The following is a 21,237-nucleotide window of genomic DNA, read 5'->3' as shown; positions in this document are numbered from 1 at the left end:
CCAAGGCAAGAAGTCGTAGGAAGGTACGGGCGGCCCGGCGGCGGGGAGTGGTGCCCTCCTACCTATGGATGCCGCGCCTCACCCCTTCACCGCCCCACCCAGTGCGAACCCGCCCCCCAGGCGCCGGGAGATCAGCACGTACAGCAGAATCACCGGCGTCGAATACAGGATCGAGAACGCGGCGAGCTGGCCGAAGGCGATGGCCCCGTAGTTGCCGAAGAAAGTGAAGATGCTGACGGAGGCGGGGAGCTGGTCCGGGGTGAGCAGCAGCATGAACGGGACGAAGAAATTGCCCCACATCATGATGAAGGTGTAGATCGTCACGACGGTCAGGCCGGGGCCCATCAGGGGCAGGATGACCCGCAGCAGCGTCTGCGACCAGGAGGCGCCGTCCGTCCAGGCGGCCTCCTCCAGGACGTGCGGTACGCCGTCCATGAAGTTCTTCATCAGCCAGATCGCGAACGGGAGTTGCGCGGTGGCCAGGAACAGCGCGGTGCCGTGGAAGGTGTCGACGAGGTTGACCCGGACGAACAGGCCGTAGACCGGCACCATGATCGCGGTGATCGGCAGGCAGGTGGAGAACAGGATGGTCAGCAGGTAGGGGCGGGCGAACCGGGAGCGGTAACGGGAGAGCGGATAGGCCGCCAGCGCCGCGCACACCACCGTCACCAGCGTCGCGCCGCCGCACAGCAGCAGGCTGTTGAGCATCGGCGTGAAGGTGATCTCGTCGGTGAGGACGGACGAGAAGTTGTCCAGGGTGGGCGCCTGGGGCACTTGGACCCGCAGCGTCGCCTCGGCGTCCAGGGACGAGAACACCAGCCAGGCCAGCGGAACGGCGAACGCCACCGCCACGACCAGCAGCCCCAGATCCGCGGCGAGCCGACGGCGGGTGCGGCGCCGCAGCCGGAACGCCCGGCTCACGTCTCCTCCCGCATCAGCCGCAGGTAGACCACCGAGAACAGCGCCCCCACCACCAGCAGGAGCAGCGCCACCGCCGTGCCGTAGCCGATCAGGGACTTCAAGAACGCCTGGTCGTACATGAACACCGGCAATGTCTGGCTGCGGTTGCCGGGTCCGCCGCGCGTCATGGCCCAGATCAGCCCGAAGACGGAGAGCGTCTGGAGGGTGTTGAGCATGAGGTTCGTCCCGATGGAGCGCCGGATCATCGGGAGGGTGATGTGCCACAGGCGCCGGATCCCGCCGGCGCCGTCCACCTCGGCGGACTCGGTGACCTCCTGGGGGATCTCGGAGAGGGCGGCGGAGTAGATGAGCATGGAGAACGCCGTGCCGCGCCAGACGTTGGCGAAGGAGACGGCGAGGATGGGCAGGGTGAACAGCCAGTTCTGCTCGGGCAGGCCCAGCCAGTCCAGTACGGCGTTCAGCGTGCCGCGCCGGGCGAAGAAGGTGTAGAGCAGGAACCCGGCGACGATCTCCGGCAGCACCCATGCCGTGATCACCATCGCCCCCGTCAGCGTCCGCACCGGCCGGGACGCGCGCCGCATCAGCCCCGCTAGCGCCAGCCCCAGCGTGTTCTGCCCCAGCACGGCGGAGACGAGGGTGAACACGAGCGTGAGCACCACGGCGTTGCGGAAGGCCGGGTCGCCGAAGGCGCGGGTGAAGTTGTCGAACCCGACGAAGGACGCCGACTCCTGGCCGGTGAGCTGGGTGTCGGTGAACGCGATGACGACGCAGTAGGCGATGGGCCCGGCGAGGAAGAGCAGCAGCAGGATCGTGGCCGGGGCCAGCGGCGACCAGCGCAGCAGCCCCCGGCGGAGCGCCGCGCCGCCCGCGCGGGGTATCGCGCCCGGCCGGGCGGCCCGCCCCCCGTCCGGGCTCACGGCCGGGCCACGACCTGGTCGCCCACCAGGGACGGCAACTGCCGGTCGTAGTCCCCGGCGGCCTCCGCGGGCGAGGAGTCACCGGCCGTCACCGCCTCCATCGCCTCCCCGATGGACGCCGAGACCTTCGGGTACTCGGGCAGCGCCGGCCGGTACCGGCTGATCGACACCAGGTCCGTGAAGAACTTGATGCCGGGGATGGACTTCAGGTACTTCGGATCGGCGGCCACGTCCCGGCGCACCGCGATCTGCGCGCCCCGGACGCACCACTCCACGGCGTTCGTCTTGCTCTGCAGGGTCTTGATGAGCTCCCAGGCGAGGTCGGGCTGCTGGGCCTTGGCGGGCACCGACCACGTCCAGCCGCCCGAGAGGCTGACCCGACCGGGCGCCGTGCCGCGCTGCGTCGGGAAGGGCGCCTGGCCCAGCGTCGTGGACCACTCCGGCCAGGGCTTCCCGCCGGTCGGCTGCCACTGCTGGCCCAGCCAGGAACCGTCCAGATCGATCGCGAGCTTGCCGCTGGGAAGGAGTTCGGTCACGACGTTCGTCTGGATGTTGGGGCTCAGCGCGTCGGAGAGCTCCGGGCCCAGCTTCTCCGAGTAGACGGTGTCGATGAACGTCAGGCTGTCCTTGAACCCCTTGCTGCCGGTGACCCACTTCTTCGTCGCCGGGTCGTAGAGCGGATCCCGTCCCGTCCCGTACAGCAGCATCTCGAAGCCCTGCATGACGGCGGCCTCGCCCGCGCCCTTGCCGGTGAAGACGTTCAGCGGGATGACGCCGGGGACCTTCTCCTTGATCGTGCGGGCCGCGTCCAGCACCTCGTCCCAGGTGCGGGGGCGCCACTGGGCGGGCAGCCCGGCCTTCGCGAAGATCTTCTTGTTGAACCACAGGCCACGGGTGTCCGTCCCGTCCGGAACGCCGTACGTACGGCCGTCCTGCCCCTTGGCCGCGTCCTTCGCATTCTGCTGGAACTGCTCCCAGTCCGCCCACCCGCGCAGATACGAGTCCAGTGGCCGCAGCAGCCCGGCCTTGATGTCCGAATTGATCAAAAACGTGTCCTCATAGACCACGTCCGGGGCGGTCTTCGGGGAGCGCATCATCTGCTGGATCTTGGCGTAGTAGTCGTTCTCCGACGCCTGGATCGGGATGATCTTGACCTTCTTCCCGGAGTGCGCCTTCTCGAACTGCCGGGCCACCAGCTCGACGTAGTCGTCCCGGACCGTGACCTTGTTGTTGGTGTCCTTGGGGAAGGCGACCTTGACGGTGTTCTTGTCGCCCTCGGACCCGCTGCCGCAGGCCGTGAGCGTGCCCGCGGCCACGATGGCGGCGGCGAGGAGAACCAGCGGGGTGGTGGGGCGCACGACACGACCTCCAACTGACGCCGAGGGTATGCCCGGTGACCGTAAGTCACGGCCGGTTCGGGGTCAATGGGGCGGTGAGCGGCGGCGAAACGTGACGGAGGGTGGCGGGCGGCCCGCGTGACGTGCATAGTCGCCGGGACTCCTGGCACGCCCGCACCCGCGGACGACCACGAGCCGCACGTCAGCGTCATCGGCGCGGCCCCCGTCCTCGGACGGGAGCCGCGCCGCACCGAACACTTGAGGAGACAGTCGTGGCCGCACAGACCCCACCGTCCGGGGCGACCGCCGAAACGGCCCCACCGAAGCGGCGGGACCGGACCCATTACCTGTACATCGCCGTCATCGTCGCGGTGCTCGTCGGTGTCGTCGTCGGGCTCGCCGCCCCCGGCTTCGCCGTCGAGCTCAAACCGCTGGGCACCGGCTTCGTCAACCTCATCAAGATGATGATCTCGCCGGTGATCTTCTGCACGATCGTGCTGGGCGTCGGCTCGGTCCGCAAGGCCGCCAAGGTCGGCGCGGTCGGCGGCCTCGCGCTCGGCTACTTCCTGGTGATGTCCACCGTCGCCCTTGCGATAGGCCTGCTGGTCGGCAACGTCCTGGAGCCCGGCTCCGGCCTCCACCTGACGGACGCGCTGCGGCACGCGGGCCAGGCGCAGACGGAAGGCGAGGCGGAGTCCACCTCCGAGTTCCTGCTCGGCATCATCCCGACCACGCTGGTCTCCGCCTTCACCCAGGGCGAGGTGCTCCAGACGCTGCTGGTGGCGCTGCTGGTCGGCTTCGGACTCCAGGCGATGGGAGCGGCGGGCGAACCGGTGCTGCGCGGCATCGGGCACGTGCAGCGGCTGGTCTTCCGCGTGCTGTCGATGATCATGTGGGCGGCGCCGGTGGGCGCCTTCGGCGCGATCGCCGCCGTGGTCGGCGCGACCGGCGTGGACGCGCTGAAGTCCCTGGCCGTCATCATGATCGGTTTCTACGTGACCTGCCTGCTGTTCGTGGTGGTCGTCCTGGGAACGCTGCTCCGCCTGGTCGCCGGCGTGAACATCTTCAAGCTGCTGAAGTACCTGGCCCGTGAGTTCCTGCTCATCCTCTCCACCTCCTCGTCCGAATCCGCGCTGCCCCGGCTCATCGCCAAGATGGAGCACCTGGGCGTGAGCAAACCGGTCGTCGGCGTCACCGTCCCGACCGGCTACAGCTTCAACCTCGACGGCACCGCGATCTACCTGACGATGGCCTCCCTGTTCATCGCCGAGGCCATGGGCAAGCCGCTGGCCCTCGGCGAGCAGATCTCGCTCCTCGCCTTCATGATCATCGCCTCGAAGGGCGCGGCGGGCGTCACGGGCGCGGGACTCGCCACGCTGGCCGGTGGCCTCCAGTCCCACCGGCCGGAACTGGTCGACGGCGTCGGCCTCATCGTCGGCATCGACCGCTTCATGAGCGAAGCGCGCGCGCTGACGAATTACGCGGGCAATGCGGTGGCGACGGTGCTGGTCGGCACGTGGACCAAGGAGATCGACAAGGCGCGGGTGACGGAGGTCTTGGCAGGCCGCCTGCCGTTCGACGAGACGACGCTCGCGGCGGACGGGCACGGGGCGTCCCCCGAACCCACCGGCCCCGACCGGCACCCGGGCGGCCCGGAAGCCAAGGAGCCGGCGGGGGTGTAGCCCGGCCGCCTCGGCGCACGCTTCCGCCTGCGGGCCCGGTGAACGCCGGGGGCGTTGTCCTCAAGCGCCGGACGGGCTGGGACTTGCCGACCTCCGTTCGTCGATTGGTGAAGCGCTTTCGTGGGGTGTCCTCAAGCGCCGGACGGGCTGGGTTTTGGCGACTTCCGTTCGTCGGTTGGTGATGCGCCTTGGTGGGGTGTCCTCAATCGCCGGACGGGCTGGATTTTGGTGGGGCGGCGTTCGTTGGTTGGGGGCGGTACGCGGGCCCGGTGAACGCCGGGGGCGTTGTCCTCAAGCGCCGGACGGGCTGGGTTTTGGCGACTTCCGTTCGTCGGTTGGTGATGCGCCTTGGTGGGGTGTCCTCAAGCGCCGGACGGGCTGGGTTTTGGTGGGGTGTCGTTCGTTGGGTGGGGGCGGTACGCGGGCCCGGTGAACGCCGGGGGCGTTGTCCTCAAGCGCCGGACGGGCTGGATTTTGGCGACCTCCGTTCGTCGATTGGTGAAGGGCCTTGGTGGGGTGTCCTCAAGCGCCGGACGGGCTTGGTGTTGCGCCGGACGGGCTTGATATTGCGCCGGGCGGGCTTGGTATTGCGCCGGATGGGCTTGATGGTGAAGGCGGGCCGACCCGTTGGGCTTTTCACCTCCCACAAGGGGTGGGCGCGCAACCGACGGAAGGGGACGTCCCGGGGTGCCCCCGCAGCGGACTGGGGCGCGGCGGCCCCGACTCAAGATCTCGTCGGGTAAGCGCAACTGCCGCGAGGAGGTACCCCGGGGCGGCCCCGACCCCGAACACACGAAGCGTCCACCCCGCACCCCCATCCCGCCGAAGGCGAACCGACCCCCGGCCGAAGACCGGGCAAGCCAGGCAAGCCGGAGAAGCCGAGCAAACCGGAGAATCGGCACCCCACCACAAACCGCCACAAACGCCACGCGTATCGGAAAAAGGAACGACCCCACCCCGCGCCCACCACGCGAGGCGGGGCCGCCCGCCTAAGCCCCCTGAGCTCCCTCAGGCCGGCCGCAACCAGATCGTCGCCAGCGGCGGCAACACCGGGGCAAGGGAGACGGGGAACCCGTGGGCCGGTTTCCCCGTAGGCAGCAGCGACCCCGGGTTGATCACCCCGGACCCGCCGTACCGCGACTCGTCCGTGTTCAGCACCTCACGCCACCCCGTGACATGCTCCGGCACCCCCAGCCGATACCCCTCCCGCACCACCGGCGAGAAGTTGGACACCGAGATCAGCGGAGCGCCTTCGGCGTCATAGCGGATGAACGGAAACACGTTGTCGTCACTCAGCGAGCCATCGATCCACCGGAACCCACCCGGATCGGTATCCCGCTCCCACAGAGCGGGCGTCTCCCGGTAACGCGCGTTCAGGTCGCGCACAAGGTCCCGGACGCCCCGATGATCCGGCTCCGCCGGGTACGCCGGATCCAGCAACCACCAGTCCGGCCCGCCGCTCTCCGACCACTCCGCCCCCTGCGCGAACTCCTGCCCCATGAACAGCAGCTGCTTGCCCGGATGCGCCCACATGTAGCCGAGGTACGCGCGGTGGTTGGCACGCTGCTGCCACCAGTCGCCCGGCATCTTGGAGACCAGCGACCGCTTGCCGTGCACCACCTCGTCGTGCGAGATCGGCAGCACGTAGTTCTCGGAGTACGCGTAGACCATGGCGAAGGTCATCTCGCCGTGGTGGTACTTGCGGTGCACCGGCTCCTTGGACATGTATACGAGCGAGTCGTGCATCCAGCCCATGTTCCACTTCAGCCCGAAGCCCAGCCCGCCGAAGCCGCCCGGCCCGGTGTGGTGGGTGGCACGGGTGACCCCGTCCCATGCGGTGGACTCCTCCGCGATGGTGACGACGCCGGGGCACCGCCGGTACACGGTGGCGTTCATCTCCTGGAGGAAGGCGACGGCGTCCAGGTTCTCCCGGCCGCCGTGGACGTTGGGCGTCCACTCGCCGCTCTCCCGGGAGTAGTCGAGGTAGAGCATCGAGGCGACGGCGTCCACCCGCAGCCCGTCGATGTGGAACTCCTCGCACCAGTAGACGGCGTTGGCCACCAGGAAGTTGCGGACCTCCGTCCGCCCGTAGTCGAACTCCAGCGTCCCCCAGTCGGGGTGTGCCGCCCGCGCCGGGTCCTCGTGCTCGTACAGCGTCCGCCCGTCGAACTCGGCGAGCGCCCAGTCGTCGCGCGGGAAGTGCGCGGGCACCCAGTCCATGAGGACGCCGATGCCGGCCTGGTGCAGCGTGTCGACCAGGTACCGGAAGTCGTCCGGCGTGCCCAGCCGGGCCGTGGGCGCGTAGAAGCCGGTGACCTGGTAGCCCCACGAGCCGCCGAAGGGGTGCTCGGCGACCGGCAGCAGCTCGACGTGCGTGAAGCCCAGCTCGGCGACGTACGCGGGAAGCTGCTCGGCGATCTCCCGGTAGGACAGCCCGGGCCGCCAGGACGCCAGGTGCACCTCGTACACGGAGAACGGCGCCTGGTGGACGGGGCGCTCGGCGCGCCGGGACATCCACTCCTGGTCGTGCCACTCGTGGCGGCTCACGTCCACGACCGAGGCGTTGGCGGGCGGCGCCTCCGTACGCCGGGCCATCGGGTCGGCCCGCAGCGTGTGCGAGCCGTCCGGCCGCGCGATGTCGAACTTGTACAGCTCGCCCTCGCCCAGCCCCGGCACGAACAGCTCCCAGACGCCGGACGAGCCCAGCGAGCGCATGGGGAAGCCGGTGCCGTCCCAGTAATTGAAGTTGCCGGTCACGCGGACGCCCTGCGCGTTGGGCGCCCAGACGGTGAAGCGGGTGCCGGTCACGCCCTGGTGGGTCATCGGCCGGGCGCCGAGCGCGTGCCAGAGCTGCTCGTGCCAGCCCTCGGCGATCAGGTGCAGGTCGAGTTCGCCGAGCGCGGGCAGGAAGCGGTACGGGTCGTGGGTGCGCACCTCGGCACCGTCGTACGCGATCAGCAGCTCGTACTCCGGGATCTCCGGCAGCGGCAGCACCCCGGCGAACAGCCCGTCGCCCTCGTGCGGCAGCTCGGCCCGGATCCCCGGCGCGAGGACGGTGACGGAGGTGGCGTACGGACGCAGCGCCCGGAACAGCACGCCCCCGGGCACGGCGTGCGCGCCGAGCGGACCGTGCGGGTCGTGGTGGGTCCCGGCCAGCAGCCGGTCCCGCTCCCACCCCTCCATCGGGGGAGCGGGCCGGACGCCGGGGGAGCCGGAGGGCTTGGGGGCACCGGCGGCCTGGGGGGAGGGGCCGGCGGCCCGCACGTCCGCGGGCTTCGGGCCCCCGGCCTTCCGACCGGAGACGGACGGCCCGGCGGACGACGTATCCGCGGGCTTCGTATCCGCGGGCTTCGTGTCTGCGGACGACGTATCCGCGGGCTTCGCGTCCACAGGCTTCGCGCTTCCGGGCTTCGCGTCATCCGCGGGCTTCACATCGGCGGCCTTCGACCGGGCGCCGCCGGAGGCGCGAGAGGCCGGAGCCCGGCGCCCACGGGCCGTCTTGGCCGACGCGGTCTCCACATCGGCGGTCGGCGGAGCCGGACGCGCGGTTCCACCGGACGTGCGCGGCGGCGCGGACTCCGCGTCACCGCGGGCCGCGGTGAGTGTGGCCTCGGCACCCGGTCCTTCACTGGTGCGGGGCGGGCCCCCGGCATCGGCCCCGGCGCGCGACACGGCCTCGGCACCGGCCTCGTGCCGGTCGGCCGGAGAGCCGTCGGCCCGAGAGCCGTCGGCCGGAGAACCGTCGGCCGGGGAGCCGCCGACCGGAGAGCCGTCGGCCCCGGCGCCGTCGGGCGCGGGCTCGACCTGGCCCGGCAGGAACGTGGCCGGCACGCCGGGCCCCTGCGCCGCGGGCCGCTGCGGGGTGTCCCGGGCGGGCGCGGCGTCGGGCGAGGTACGGCGGGACGGCGAACGGGCGGTCACGGGAGGAGCCTCCTCGACGGGATCGGTGGCATCGGGGCACCGGCGGAACCGGTGCCGTGGTCGGCGGCGACGTCAGCGGTGGCGCGGGTCGCCGCCGAAGGCGGGGCATATGCGGATGTGTGTCCGTCGGGCCGTGGGGCCCTCCGGGCGAGGTGCGGGCGTGCGCGGTGGCGCGGGTACGGTCCGGGGTCCGCGGGCGGCGGCCCGGTCCGTGCGATGCGGGTAGCCGGGTACGGGCGGCTCATGCACGGCCATCGGAGGCATCGCGCCCCCCGGCCGCCCCCGAGCCGCCGTCACCGCTTCCCCCTCGCCCGGCACCGCCCCCGCCGGACCCGGCATCCTCCGGCCCGACGACGGCATCCCCCGGCCCGGAGGAGACGGCATCCGCCGCCCCGGAGACGGCATCCGCCACCCCGAAGGAGACGGCACCCGCCGCCCCCGTACCGTCCGCACCCTGCCCGCCCGAGCCGCCCCCCGCCACACCAATACCGGCCACACCGGGAGCCGTCTCCCCGCCCGCCAGCCGCGCGATGGCGGCCATCGGGACGGGCAGCCAGTCGGGCCGGTGCCGGGCCTCGTACAGGACCTCGTAGACGGCTTTGTCCGTCTCGTAGGCGCGCAGCAGCTCGGGGACGGCGCGTGGGTCGGGCCCGCCGGCCTCCGCGTACCCGGTGCAGTACGCCTCCCGGGCGCGCCGGGCCCACTCCAGTGACCAGGCGTCGCCGCTGGTGGGCGCGCTGTGCGCGGCGTAGTCGAAGGAGCGCAGCATCCCGGCGAGGTCCCGTACGACGGGCTGCGGGCGCCGCCGCTCGGCGAGCGACCGGGTCGGCTCGCCCTCGAAGTCGATCAGCGACCAGCGGCCCTCGTCGACGGAGCGCAGCGCCTGGCCGAGGTGGAGGTCGCCGTGGATGCGCTGGGCGGGCAGGGAGCGGCCGGCGTGCCCGAGGGCGGTCAGGGCGTCGTAGGCGGCGGCCAGCCCGGCCTGGTACGGGCGCAGCGCGGGCACCGCCTGCGCGGTGGCCTCCAGCCGCTCGTGCATGACGGCGGCGATGGCCTCCAGTTGCGGGCGGCGCAGTTCCACGGTGGGCAGCGCTTCGGCGAGCGCGGTGTGCACCTCGGCGGTGGCGTGGCCGAGCGCCCGCGCGGGGCTGGTGAAGTCGGCGCGCAGCGCCAGCGCGTTCAGGGCGAGCTGCCAGCCGTCGGCGGAGCCGGGCAGGAAGGGCTGGAGCACGCCGAGGGTGACCGGTTCGCCGTCCGCGTCGTCGAGCTCGGCCTCGAACCACGCGGCCGGGGCGGGCACCCGCGAGCACTTGGCGCGGGCGAGGGCGAGGGGCAGTTCCAGGTCGGGGTTGACGCCGGGGCTGGTGCGGCGGAAGACCTTGAGGATGTACGCGTCGCCGTAGATCACGGAGGAGTTGGACTGTTCGGCGGTGAGCGGGCGGGCCGGCATGCCGGACGAGATGACGGCCTCCTCCTCCCGGCAGAACCGCAGGACGCCCAGCTTGCCGGGCATCCGCAGCCGTTCCAGCAGCAGGGCGCACAGGCGGCTGTCGGCCAGCGCGTCGTAGACGGTCCGGCCGCCGAGCGGGCCGCCGGTGGGGCGGCCGATGACGGCGGGCGCGAGCTGCGGTGGCAGCGCGCTGTGGACGCCCAGCAGGAGCTGGTAGCAGTCGGCGGTGGCGGGCTGCCGGGGGGAGGGGCTCGCCTGGTGGGCCCGCACCAGCAGGTGCAGCAGCCCGGGGGTGGCGCCGCCCGCTCCGACGGGGAGCAGTTCGGTGGCGGAGGCCAGCTCGAAGCCGGTGACGGGGCGCCCCTTGCCCGCGAACCAGCGCTGCCGCGGCAGCCATTCGGTCAGCAGGGGGACGAGCGAGGACAGCAGGGCCGGTGCGCTGGTGGAGAGGCGATCCGGCGTGGTGCGGGTGGCACGGGTCGAGGCGGTATCCGACATGGCGTCGCGTCCTTTCCCCGGGCACACGACAAGGTAGGGCAGAGTGTCCCGGAATGCGGCCTGGTCTGTGCGGCGGTGCGGGACGTGTCGGGCGAGGATCGTCCGTACGGCAGCGTGTCGCGCAGGTGCTGCCCGGACGCGTGGAGTGTGGCGATGGCTCACCCGGCCCGTGCGTAGTAGGGAGACTGCCCCTGAAGGGGATCGGAAAACGCCCGCACGCGCCGGGCGGGGCGCGTACGGGCGGATATCTTTCGGTCCTGCGGCGGGCCGTGGACGGGGCCGGGCGCGGCCGGGGGCGGCGGGGGGACGCCGAGCGGGGGGCGGCCCTCCGGGGGCGGCCGGGTGATCCGGCCGGTGACCTCGGGGGACCGCTTCCGGGGAGCACGGGGGACGCTCCCGGCCCGGCCGCCGCGGGATCCCGCGCGCCGGGGGCCCGCCGGGCCGGCCCTTGTCCTAAAGCACCCCCCGCCGCAGCCGGAACCAGTAGAACCCGTGCCCCGCCAGCGTCAGCAGGTAGGGCCACTCCCCGATGGCCGGGAACCGCACGCCGCCGATCAGCTCGACCGGGTGGCGGCCGTTGAAGGCCCGCAGGTCCAGCTCGGTGGGCTGGGCGAAGCGCGAGAAGTTGTGCACGCACAGCACCAGGTCGTCCTGGTACTCCCGCAGGAAGGCGAGGACGGCCGGGTTGGAGGACGGCAGTTCGGTGTACGTGCCCAGGCCGAAGGCCGGATTCTGCTTGCGGATCTCGATCATCCGGCGGGTCCAGTGGAGCAGCGAGGCGGGGCTGCTCATCTGGGCCTCGACGTTGGTCACCTGATAGCCGTAGACCGGGTCCATGATGGTCGGCAGGTACAGCCGCCCCGGGTCGCAGGAGGAGAACCCGGCGTTGCGGTCCGGGGTCCACTGCATCGGCGTGCGTACGGCGTCCCGGTCGCCGAGCCAGATGTTGTCGCCCATGCCGATCTCGTCGCCGTAGTAGAGGATCGGCGAGCCGGGCAGCGACAGCAGGAGCGCGGTGAACAGTTCGATCTGGTTGCGGTCGTTGTCCAGCAGGGAGGCCAGCCGCCGCCGGATGCCGATGTTGGCGCGCATCCTCGGGTCCTTGGCGTATTCCGCGTACATGTAGTCGCGTTCTTCGTCCGTGACCATTTCGAGGGTGAGCTCGTCGTGGTTGCGCAGGAAGATGCCCCACTGGCAGCCGGAGGGGATGGCCGGCGTCTTGGCGAGGATTTCCGAGACGGGGTAGCGGGATTCTCTGCGGACCGCCATGAAGATGCGCGGCATGACCGGGAAGTGGAAGGCCATGTGGCATTCGTCGCCGCCCACCGAGAAGTCGCCGAAGTAGTCGACGACGTCCTCCGGCCACTGATTGGCCTCGGCGAGCAGGACGGTGTCCGGGTAATGGGCGTCGATCTCGGCCCGGACGTGCTTGAGGAAGGCGTGCGAGGCGGGCAGGTTCTCGCAGTTGGTCCCCTCTTCGGCGTAGAGGTAGGGGACCGCGTCCAGCCGGAAACCGTCGATGCCCAGATCGAGCCAGAACCGCAGGGCCGAGAGCATTTCCTCGCGCACCGCCGGGTTCTCGTAGTTCAGGTCCGGCTGGTGCGAGAAGAAGCGGTGCCAGAAATACTGTTTCCGTACCGGGTCGAACGTCCAGTTGGACGCCTCGGTGTCCACGAAGATGATGCGGGCGTCCTGGTACTGCTTGTCGTCGTCGGCCCACACGTAGTAGTCGCCGTACGGTCCCTCCGGATCGGAACGCGACTCCTGGAACCAGGGGTGCTGGTCGCTGGTGTGGTTCATGACGAAGTCGATGATGACCCGCATTCCGCGCTGGTGCGCGGCGTCCACGAATTCCACGAAATCGGCCAGGTCGCCGAATTCCGGGAGTACCGCGGTGTAGTCCGAGACGTCGTAACCACCGTCCCGCAGCGGTGATTTGAAGAACGGCGGCAACCAGAGGCAGTCCACGCCCAGCCATTGCAGGTAGTCCAGTTTGGCGGTGATGCCCTTGAGGTCGCCGACGCCGTCTCCGTTGCTGTCCTGGAAGGACCGCACCAGGACTTCGTAGAAGACGGCCCGCTTGAACCAGTCCGGATCCCGGTCCTTGGCCGGGGTGTCTTCGAACTTGTCGGGAACGGGCTCATTGACGATCAATTGGGTGACCCTCCGATCGGTGAGGACGGTCGCAGCGACAGCACGTGCGCGGGCGCGAGGGAACGGCCCGGCTCAAGGCGCACATAGTTGTCTCTGCCCCAGTGGTAGGTCTCACCGGTGAGCTCGTCGCGCACCGGGAAGGACTCGTGCCACTCCAGGCCGAGTACCGGCATGTCCAACGACACCGTCGCCTCGTGGGTGTGGTGCGGGTCCAGGTTGACGATCGTCAATACCGTGTCGGCTCCCGCGCCGGCTCCTTCCCGCTTGGAGTAGGCGATGAGCGCGTCGTTGTCCACGGAATGGAAATGGAGATTGCGGAGCTGCTGAAGAGCCGGATGCCGACGGCGCAACCGGTTCAGTGTGGTGAGGAGCGGTGCGATGGTACGTCCCTCGCGGGCCGCTGTCTCCCAGTCCCGGGGCCGCAGTTGGTATTTCTCGGAGTCGAGGTACTCCTCGCTGCCGGGCCGCACCGGAGTGCCCTCGCACAGTTCGTATCCCGCGTAGACGCCCCAGGACGGGGAAAGCGTGGCGGCCAGTACCGCCCGTACCTCGAACGCGGCCCGGCCGCCGTGCTGGAGATAGGCGTGCAGGATGTCGGGCGTGTTCACGAAGAAATTCGGCCGCATGTACGAGGCGGTCTCGCGGGACAGCTCGGTGAGGTATTCCGTGAGCTCGTGCTTGCTGTTGCGCCAGGTGAAATACGTATAGGACTGCTGGAAACCGATCTGCGCCAGCGTCCGCATCATCGCCGGCCGGGTGAACGCCTCGGCCAGGAAGATGACGTCCGGGTCGGTGCGGTTGATCTCGCTGATGACCTTTTCCCAGAAGACCACCGGCTTGGTGTGCGGATTGTCCACCCGGAAGATGCGGACGCCGTGCTCCATCCACAGGCGCAGCACCCGCTCCGTTTCCTGGACGAGCCCGGGGAAGTCGGCGTCGAAGGCGAGGGGGTAGATGTCCTGGTACTTCTTCGGCGGGTTCTCGGCGTAGGCGATGGTGCCGTCCGCGCGGTGGTGGAACCACTGCGGGTGCTTTTCCACCCACGGGTGGTCGGGCGAGCACTGGAGCGCGAAGTCCAGCGCGACCTCCATCCGCAGCTCCCGCGCCGTCCGCACGAAGTGGTCGAAGTCGGCGAAGGTCCCCAGGTCCGGGTGGATCGCGTCGTGCCCGCCCTCGGACGAGCCGATGGCCCAGGGGGAGCCCACGTCGTACGGTCCGGCCGACAGCGCGTTGTTGGGGCCCTTGCGGTACGAGGTGCCGATGGGGTGGATGGGCGGCAGGTACACCACGTCGAACCCCATCGCGGCGACCGCGGGCAGCCGCTCGGCCGCCGTCCGGAGCGTGCCGCTCACCGGCGGTGCGTCCGGCTTGACCACGGCGCCCTCCGAGCGCGGGAAGAACTCGTACCACGAGCCGTACAGCGCGCGGCGCCGCTCCACCTGGAGCGGCGCCGGACGGGTCGCCGAGACCAGTTCGCGCAGCGGGTGGCGGGCGAGCGCGGCGGTGGCGTCCGGGGCCAGCGCCGCGGCCAGCCGGGTGGCGGCGGGCAGCCGCTCGTCCCGCAGCGCGTCCAGGGCCCGCAGGACGGCCTCCCGGCCGTCGCGCTTGGGCACACCGGCCGCGGCGCGCTCGTACAGGGCGGCGCCCTCGGTGAGCACCAGCTCCGTGTCCACCCCGGCCGGGATCTTGATGGCCGCGTGGTGCCGCCAGGTGCCGATCGGGTCCGACCACGCCTCGACCGCGTAGGTCCAGCGCCCCTCCACGTCGGGGGTGACGTCGGCGCTCCAGCGGTCGGTGCCGGGCGCCAGCTCGCGCATCGGCGTCCAGGGGCCTCGGCGGCCGGAGGGCGCCCGCAGGACCACGTTCGCGCCGACCGCGTCGTGCCCCTCCCGGAAGACGGTGGCCGAGACCTGGAACGTCTCGCCGATCACCGCCTTCACCGGGCGGCGCCCGCAGTCGATCAGCGGATGGAGGTCCAGGACAGGGATGCGACCGATCATGGATTCACCTGAAGTCGGAGGTACGCTGCTGCATTTCGTCCTTCTTTGTATCCGCTCGGCGCCAGGCGTGCGGGGTGCGGGCATGGGCGCTCCTGTCCGCTTTCACTCGGTTGGAGGGGTGGACGGTGGTGTGGTGGAACGGGCGTGCCAGGGGGCCGGCCGGCGGTACGCGTCCGGACCGCCCGGTCCGGTGACGCGCGAGCCGAACGGACGTACTCCCCAAGCCTTCCCGGGACATGTCCCGAAATGACCCGGCCGCCGGTACGGGAGCCGAACGGGCGTGCCACGGAACGCCTCCCGCGGTCCGGCCGGTCCGGTACGGCCCCGGTCCGGCGACGGGCGTGCGGGCGCCGCGTCCGTTCGTCCCCCGCGGGGCCCGACCGGCCCGGTACGGCCCCGGCCCGTCGACGGGCGCGCGGGCGTTGCGTCCGTTCGTCCCCCGCGGAACACCGGTAGTACGTACGCGGACGGGCCCCCGGCCGCTCACCGGCGGACACCCCGGCGGCCCCGCCCGGCCGCCCGGCAGGCGGCGGGTGAACCCCCGGTGTGCCGACGGTGAACCACCGGCAACCGGCCGGCCGCACGAGAACCGGCCCCGCCAGGGGACGGGGCCGGCCCGGTGCTGACCTGTCACCACCACTACGGGCGGGGAATGTGCAAGAGCTTGTTCGGCGAGCGGAAACCCGGGTCCTGGACCCGGTTCGGGACCGCGTTGGCCACCAGAGCGTCGGCCACCTCCTTCGGTTCGGCCCACCGGTGGTCGGCCAGGTACAGCGCCGCCGCCCCGGCGGCGTGCGGCGCGGCCATCGACGTGCCGGAGAGGGTCCGCCGCGCCGTGTCACTCGTGTTCCACGCGGACGTGATGTCCACACCCGGCGCGAAAAGGTCCAGTTTCGGGCCCCAGTTGGAGAACTCCGCCCGGCGGTCCAGGCGGTCGGTGGCGCCGACGGTGATCGCCTCCCGCACACGGCCGGGGGAGTTGATGTCGGCGGGCAGGCCGTCGTTGCCGGCCGCGGCGGTGAACGTCACCCCGGCCTTGACGGCGTTGCGCACCGCGCGCTCCAGCCCCGCGTCCGGGAAGGCGCCCAGGCTCATGTTGGCCACCGCGGGCCGCCGGGCGTTGCGGGTCACCCAGTCGACGCCCGCGATGAGCTGGCCGATGGTCCCCAGGCCCGCGTCGTCCAGGACCCGTACCGCGACGACCTTCGCCCGCTTGGCGACGCCGTACCGGGTGCCGACGGCGGTGGCGGCCACGTGCGTGCCGTGCCCGTTGCCGTCCGAGGCGTCCGTGTCGCCCTCCACGAAGTCATGGCCGCTGACCGCCCGGCCACCGAAGTCCTTGTGCGTGGTGCGGACCCCGGTGTCGATCACGTACACCGTGACGCCCTCACCCGCGGAACGCGGCCAGGTGTAGGAGTGGTCCAGCGGCAGCCGCGCCTGATCGATCCGGTCCAGGCCCCAGCTCGGGGGGTTGCGCTGGGTGTGGGCCAGGGAGACCGTGCGGTCCTGGGCGACGGAGACCACGGCCGGGTCGGCGGCCAGCCGCCGGGCCTGCGTCTCGCCGGCCCGGACCGCGTAGCCGTTCATGGCCCGCGAGTAGACGTGGCTGACGGTCACGCCGTACCTGGCGGCCAGCGCCCGGCCCGCCGCCGAGGCGGCCGGCGTCCCCCCGACGCCGCTCCTGAGCGTGACGATGTAGCTGCTGCGTACCGCGTCGGTCGCGTTCGCGCCCACGATCCGCCCCTCGGGCGGGGCGGCGTGCGCCGGCGGCACGGCGGCCGACAGCAGCGCCGCCGCCGCGACGGCGGCGAGCGCGCCGGCCGGCCGGCGCCGGCGTATGCGTATGTGTGGCATGTAGAGAGTCCCCTCCTCAACGCGAAGCGGGCGCGACGGAGTTGCGACGCGGAGGTGGTGATGAGGGCCGCGCCGTACCCGGTCGGCGCCCCTCCGCAGCCTTCCGCCTGACGCGAGTGCGTACAAGAGCGCACGAGGGGGCGGAATCGGCCATATCGCCCGGGGGTGCGGACGGGGAGCGCGCGGTGGACGGGGCGGCGCGGCGCGGGGTACCGGCCGTTGCGGACCGGAACGGGGGCCGGGCGGGGCGGCCGGGGCAGCGGCCCAGGTGATCGCGGGGCCGGGCGGACCGCGCGGGGAGCACCTGGCGGCGAGGCGGCCCGGGCCCGGTGTCCTCCGAGTGGCCGCACCCGGCCGCTCCCGGGTGACGCCGGTCGGGGTGGTTGTGGACCGGATTCCGTGGCAACGGGCGAATCGGGCGCACGCTCGCCGCTACCGTCGAAGCCGTGAAGGCCATTCGTCGGTTCACCGTACGCCCTGTCCTCCCGGAACCCCTACGACCGCTCAGCGACCTCGCGCGCAATCTCCGCTGGTCCTGGCACCCCGAAACCCGCGAGCTGTTCCAGGCCGTCGCCCCCGAAGGCTGGTGGCGGGCCGGCGCGGACCCGGTACGCCTCCTGGGGACCGTCTCCGCCGAGCGGCTCGCCGAACTGGCCGAGGACCGCAGGTTCCTGCGGCGGCTCACCGCCGCCGCCGACGACCTGCACGACTACCTCGTCGGCCGCCGCTGGTACCAGACCACACCGCGCACCGAACTCCCCGCCGCCATCGCCTACTTCTCGCCCGAGTTCGGCATCACCGCCGCCCTGCCCCAGTACTCCGGCGGCCTCGGCGTGCTGGCCGGGGACCACCTCAAGGCCGCCAGCGATCTCGGCGTCCCGCTCATCGGGGTCGGCCTGCTCTACCGGCACGGCTACTTCCGCCAGTCCCTCTCCCGCGAGGGCTGGCAGCAGGAGAAGTACCCGGTGCTGGACCCCAACGAGCTGCCCCTGGAACTGCTCCGCGAGCACGACGGCACCCCCACCCAGGTCGCCATCGCCCTCCCGGGCGGCCGGCGGCTGCGCTCGTACGTCTGGCAGGCCCGCGTCGGCCGCGTCCCGCTGCTCCTCCTGGACTCCGACGTGGAGGAGAACGCGCCCGGTGAACGCGACGTGACCGACCGCCTCTACGGCGGCGGCAGCGAGCACCGCCTCCTCCAGGAAATGCTGCTGGGCATCGGCGGCGTCCGGGCCGTGCGCGCCTACTGCCGGCTGTCCGGGCACGCCGCCCCCGAGGTGTTCCACACCAACGAGGGCCACGCCGGGTTCCTCGGCCTGGAGCGCATCCGCGAGCTGACCGAGGACGGCCTCGACTTCGACGCCGCCCTGGAGACCGTCCGCGCCGGAACGGTCTTCACCACCCACACCCCCGTCCCCGCCGGCATCGACCGCTTCGACCGCGAACTGGTCGCCCGCCACTTCGGCCCCGAGGGCGAACTCCCCGGCGTGGACGTGCAGCGCATCCTCACCCTCGGCATGGAGACCTACCCCGGCGGCGAACCCAACCTCTTCAACATGGCCGTCATGGGCCTGCGCCTGGCGCAGCGCGCCAACGGCGTCTCCACCCTGCACGGCAAGGTCAGCCGGGAGATGTTCGCCGGCCTGTGGCCCGGCTTCGACCCGGAGGAGGTGCCGATCACCTCCGTCACCAACGGCGTGCACGCCCCCACCTGGGTCGCGCCCGAGGTCTTCCGGCTCGGCGCCCGCCAGATCGGCGCCGGCCGCACCGAGGACGCGCTGACCGTCGGCGACTCCCGCCGCTGGTCCGCCGTCGCCGACATCCCCGACCAGGCGGTCTGGGACCTGCGCCGGCTGCTGCGCGAACAGCTCGTCGAGGAGGTCCGCCGCCGGCTGCGCGTCTCCTGGCGGCAGCGCGGCGCGGGCACCGCCGAACTCGGCTGGATCGACGACGTGCTGGACCCCGACGTCCTCACCATCGGTTTCGCCCGCCGGGTGCCGTCCTACAAGCGGCTCACCCTCATGCTGCGCGACCGCGACCGCCTGATGGACCTGCTGCTGCACCCCGAACGCCCGGTGCAGATCGTCGTCGCCGGCAAGGCCCACCCCGCCGACGACGGCGGCAAGCGCCTCATCCAGGAACTCGTCCGCTTCGCCGACGACCCCCGGGTCCGCCACCGCCTGGTCTTCCTCCCCGACTACGGCATGGCCATGGCGCAGAAGCTCTACCCCGGCTGCGACGTGTGGCTCAACAACCCGCTGCGCCCCCTGGAGGCGTGCGGCACCTCCGGCATGAAGGCCGCCCTCAACGGCTGTCTGAACCTCTCCGTCCTCGACGGCTGGTGGGACGAGTGGTACGAGCCGGACTTCGGCTGGTCCATCCCCACCGCCGACGGCTCCGCCATCAGCGACGACCGCCGGGACGAACTGGAGGCCGCCGCCCTGTACGACCTGCTGGAGAACCGCGTCGCCCCACGCTTCTACGACCGCAACGAGGCGGGCATCGCCCCCCGCTGGGTCGAGATGGTCCGCCAGACCCTCGTCACCCTGGGGCCCAAGGTGCTGGCCGGACGCATGGTGCGCGAATACGTCGAACGGCTCTACGCCCCCGCCGCCCACGCCCAGCGCGCCCTGACCCCCGAGGCCGCCACGGAACTGGCCCGGTGGAAGGCCCGCGTCCGCGCCGCCTGGTCGCAGGTCGCGGTGGACCACGTCGAGACCGGCGCCCCCGCCACCCCCGTCAACGGCAGCGCGGAACTGGGCGCCACCCTCGCCCTGCGTGTCCGCGTCGCCCTCGGCGAACTGGCCCCCGACGACGTCGAGGTGCAGCTCGTCTCCGGCCGGGTGGACGAGTCCGACCGCATCGCCGACGCCACGACCCTGGCCCTCAAACCCACCGGCGGCCCCGACCTCGAAGGCCGCTGGCTCTACGAGGGCCCCCTCACCCTCGACCGCACCGGCTCCTTCGGCTACACCGTCCGCATCCTCCCCGCCCACCGCCTCCTCGCCGGGAGCGTGGAGATGGGCCTGATCGCCGTGCCCTCCGAGGCGACGAGCGAGGCAGCGGGGGTGCTGATGCGGTGAGCCGCCCGCCCCGCACAGCAGTGGCCCGGCGTTACGCGCCGGGCCACACGTCCGTCCGGGCTCAGTCCCGTCCGGCCCCCGCCCGCACGGTGGCCAGGAAGGCTTCCCACGCGGCGTCGGGGAACAGGAGGGCGGGCCCGGTGGCCCGCTTGGAGTCGCGCACGGCCAGGCGGCCGGCGCGCAGCGCGGCGACCTGGACGCAGTTGTTGCCGCCGCCGCTGTAGGACGAAGTGGTCCACCGGACCGGAAGCTCAGCGGCGTTGGGGGCATGGGTGGTCATGTGAGTTCCTTGATGGCGGTCTTCAACAGGGACACGGATGCTCGCGGTGACGCGGCGATGGCGGTGAGCCGGTCGAACGCCCATTGAAAGCGGTGCAGTTCGCGCTTGTCCTCGAAATAGAGGCTACTCGCCAGATTTTCCGTCAGCACGACGTCGGCATCGCCATCCTGCGCGAACCCCAGTACGGTGAACGGCCCGTTCAGCCCCGGGTGCGCGCCCGCGCTGTACGGGAGTACCTGCAAGGTGACGTTGGGGCGCCGCTCCACCTCCACCAGGTGCTGGAGCTGCGCCCGCATCGTCTCCGTACTCCCGATGCACTGGCGCAGGGCCGACTCGCAGATGATGGCCTTCAATTCGAAGGGCTCCTCGCGATCCAGCAGCTCCTGCCGCAGCCGGCGCACCTCCACCAGCCGCTCGACCTGCTCCGGCCCCTCGGTCTCCCACGCCTCGGTGATGACCGCCCGCGCGTAGTCCGGTGTCTGGAGCAGCCCCGGCACCAGCATCGTCTCGAAGCTGTCGATCCGCGCCGCGTCCGCCTCCAGCCCGATGAAGTCCGCGTACGCCGGCGGGATCACGTCCGTGTACGACTGCCACCAGCCCTTCGTCTTGGCGCTGCGCGCGAGCTTGAGCAGGGCCGGGCGCCGGTGCTCGTCCGTGACGCCGTACAGGTCGAGCATCGCTTCGAGGTCCAGCCGCCGGGTCGGGGACTGTCCGAGCTCGATCCGGCTGATCTTGGAGATGTGGCAGTCCAGGCGCGCGGCGACCTGCTCCGCGCTGACCTTGCTCTCCTCGCGCAGTCGCCGCAGCTCGGCGCCGAGGCGCCGCTGCCGGACGGTGGGCTCGTTGGCCATACGCAGACCCCCTCGCTCGTGGTGCGGCGAGCGTACCCGGAACGTCGTGGTTCGCGGGAAGAGATTGGCATATGCCAGAACCCGCACTTCATAGGAATTCGCACCGCGCGCACCACTACGGTGGGTCGTCTGTCGCGCACGGAACGAACAGAAGAGCGCAAATAAAGGCCGCATCGTGCAAATCCAGTCAAAAACAAGCACGGCAAGCAGGCCAGTAAAAACGCGCAAACCAGGCATGCAGTACCAAGCGACAGACCTAATACAAGGCAAAAACGGACAGAGCGGGTGCGCG

12 protein-coding genes are annotated in these 21,237 nt (G+C 71.7%); 2 read left to right on the top strand and 10 right to left on the bottom strand.

The genetic code is table 11. The features are described 5' to 3' along the window. Positions 1-78: 78 nt before the first annotated feature. The 3 genes from ABZX96_RS10545 to ABZX96_RS10535 are packed head-to-tail and all read right to left on the bottom strand — an operon-like array spanning position 79 to position 3,196. The gene (locus ABZX96_RS10545; protein ID WP_355541111.1) at positions 79-921 is read right to left on the bottom strand and encodes a carbohydrate ABC transporter permease; all 843 of its coding nucleotides are present in this window, start codon (positions 919-921) and stop codon (positions 79-81) included. Beyond that, positions 918-1,799 (bottom strand): sugar ABC transporter permease, encoded by an 882-nt coding sequence (locus ABZX96_RS10540; protein WP_355541373.1) that lies wholly within the window; start codon positions 1,797-1,799, stop codon positions 918-920. Before ABZX96_RS10540 ends, ABZX96_RS10545 begins: the two co-directional genes overlap by 4 nt. A 35-nt stretch (positions 1,800-1,834) precedes the next feature. Further along, positions 1,835-3,196, bottom strand: coding sequence for an extracellular solute-binding protein (locus ABZX96_RS10535; protein ID WP_355541108.1), 1,362 nt, complete (start codon positions 3,194-3,196; stop codon positions 1,835-1,837). Between the two features lie 251 nt (positions 3,197-3,447). Between ABZX96_RS10535 and ABZX96_RS10530 the strand changes: the two genes are divergently transcribed. Further along, positions 3,448-4,857, top strand: coding sequence for a cation:dicarboxylase symporter family transporter (locus ABZX96_RS10530; protein ID WP_355541105.1), 1,410 nt, complete (start codon positions 3,448-3,450; stop codon positions 4,855-4,857). 1,008 nt (positions 4,858-5,865) lie between these two features. On the opposite strand, the gene glgB is transcribed toward ABZX96_RS10530, so the two are convergent. The 5 genes from glgB to ABZX96_RS10505 all read right to left on the bottom strand — a co-directional run bounded on the left by glgB (position 5,866) and on the right by ABZX96_RS10505 (position 16,734). Continuing rightward, positions 5,866-8,778, bottom strand: a complete 2,913-nt coding sequence (gene glgB, locus ABZX96_RS10525) for a 1,4-alpha-glucan branching enzyme (protein WP_355541102.1) — start codon at positions 8,776-8,778, stop codon at positions 5,866-5,868. A 241-nt stretch (positions 8,779-9,019) separates the two neighbouring features. Further along, on the bottom strand, positions 9,020-10,726 hold the full coding sequence (locus ABZX96_RS10520) for a maltokinase (protein WP_355541099.1): 1,707 nt from the start codon (positions 10,724-10,726) through the stop codon (positions 9,020-9,022). A 453-nt stretch (positions 10,727-11,179) separates the two neighbouring features. Next, complete coding sequence (treS, locus tag ABZX96_RS10515; RefSeq protein WP_355541096.1) at positions 11,180-12,880, bottom strand: maltose alpha-D-glucosyltransferase; 1,701 nt, start codon at positions 12,878-12,880, stop codon at positions 11,180-11,182. Further along, positions 12,877-14,880 carry an alpha-1,4-glucan--maltose-1-phosphate maltosyltransferase gene (locus ABZX96_RS10510; RefSeq protein WP_355541093.1) on the bottom strand — a complete coding sequence of 668 codons (2,004 nt, stop codon included), beginning with the start codon at positions 14,878-14,880 and terminating at the stop codon, positions 12,877-12,879. Before ABZX96_RS10510 ends, treS begins: the two co-directional genes overlap by 4 nt. 639 nt (positions 14,881-15,519) lie before the next feature. Further along, on the bottom strand, positions 15,520-16,734 hold the full coding sequence (locus ABZX96_RS10505; protein ID WP_355541090.1) for a S8 family peptidase: 1,215 nt from the start codon (positions 16,732-16,734) through the stop codon (positions 15,520-15,522). Between the two features lie 446 nt (positions 16,735-17,180). Here ABZX96_RS10505 and glgP point away from each other — a divergent pair, with 446 nt between their 5' ends. Next, entirely contained in the window at positions 17,181-19,814 is a 2,634-nt protein-coding gene (gene glgP, locus ABZX96_RS10500) for an alpha-glucan family phosphorylase (RefSeq protein WP_355541087.1), read from the top strand. Positions 19,815-19,875: 61 nt separating this feature from the next. Here glgP and ABZX96_RS10495 read toward each other — a convergent pair whose 3' ends face one another. Continuing rightward, complete coding sequence (locus tag ABZX96_RS10495) at positions 19,876-20,094, bottom strand: DUF397 domain-containing protein (protein ID WP_355541084.1); 219 nt, start codon at positions 20,092-20,094, stop codon at positions 19,876-19,878. Further along, positions 20,091-20,945, bottom strand: coding sequence for a helix-turn-helix transcriptional regulator (locus ABZX96_RS10490; protein WP_355541081.1), 855 nt, complete (start codon positions 20,943-20,945; stop codon positions 20,091-20,093). Before ABZX96_RS10490 ends, ABZX96_RS10495 begins: the two co-directional genes overlap by 4 nt. Positions 20,946-21,237 lie beyond the last annotated feature (292 nt).

This window comes from Streptomyces sp. NPDC003077, assembly GCF_040611095.1.
Classification (GTDB): domain Bacteria; phylum Actinomycetota; class Actinomycetes; order Streptomycetales; family Streptomycetaceae; genus Streptomyces.
Note: the sequence above shows the minus strand (reverse complement) of the source record. Positions and strands in the feature narration are given on the sequence as shown.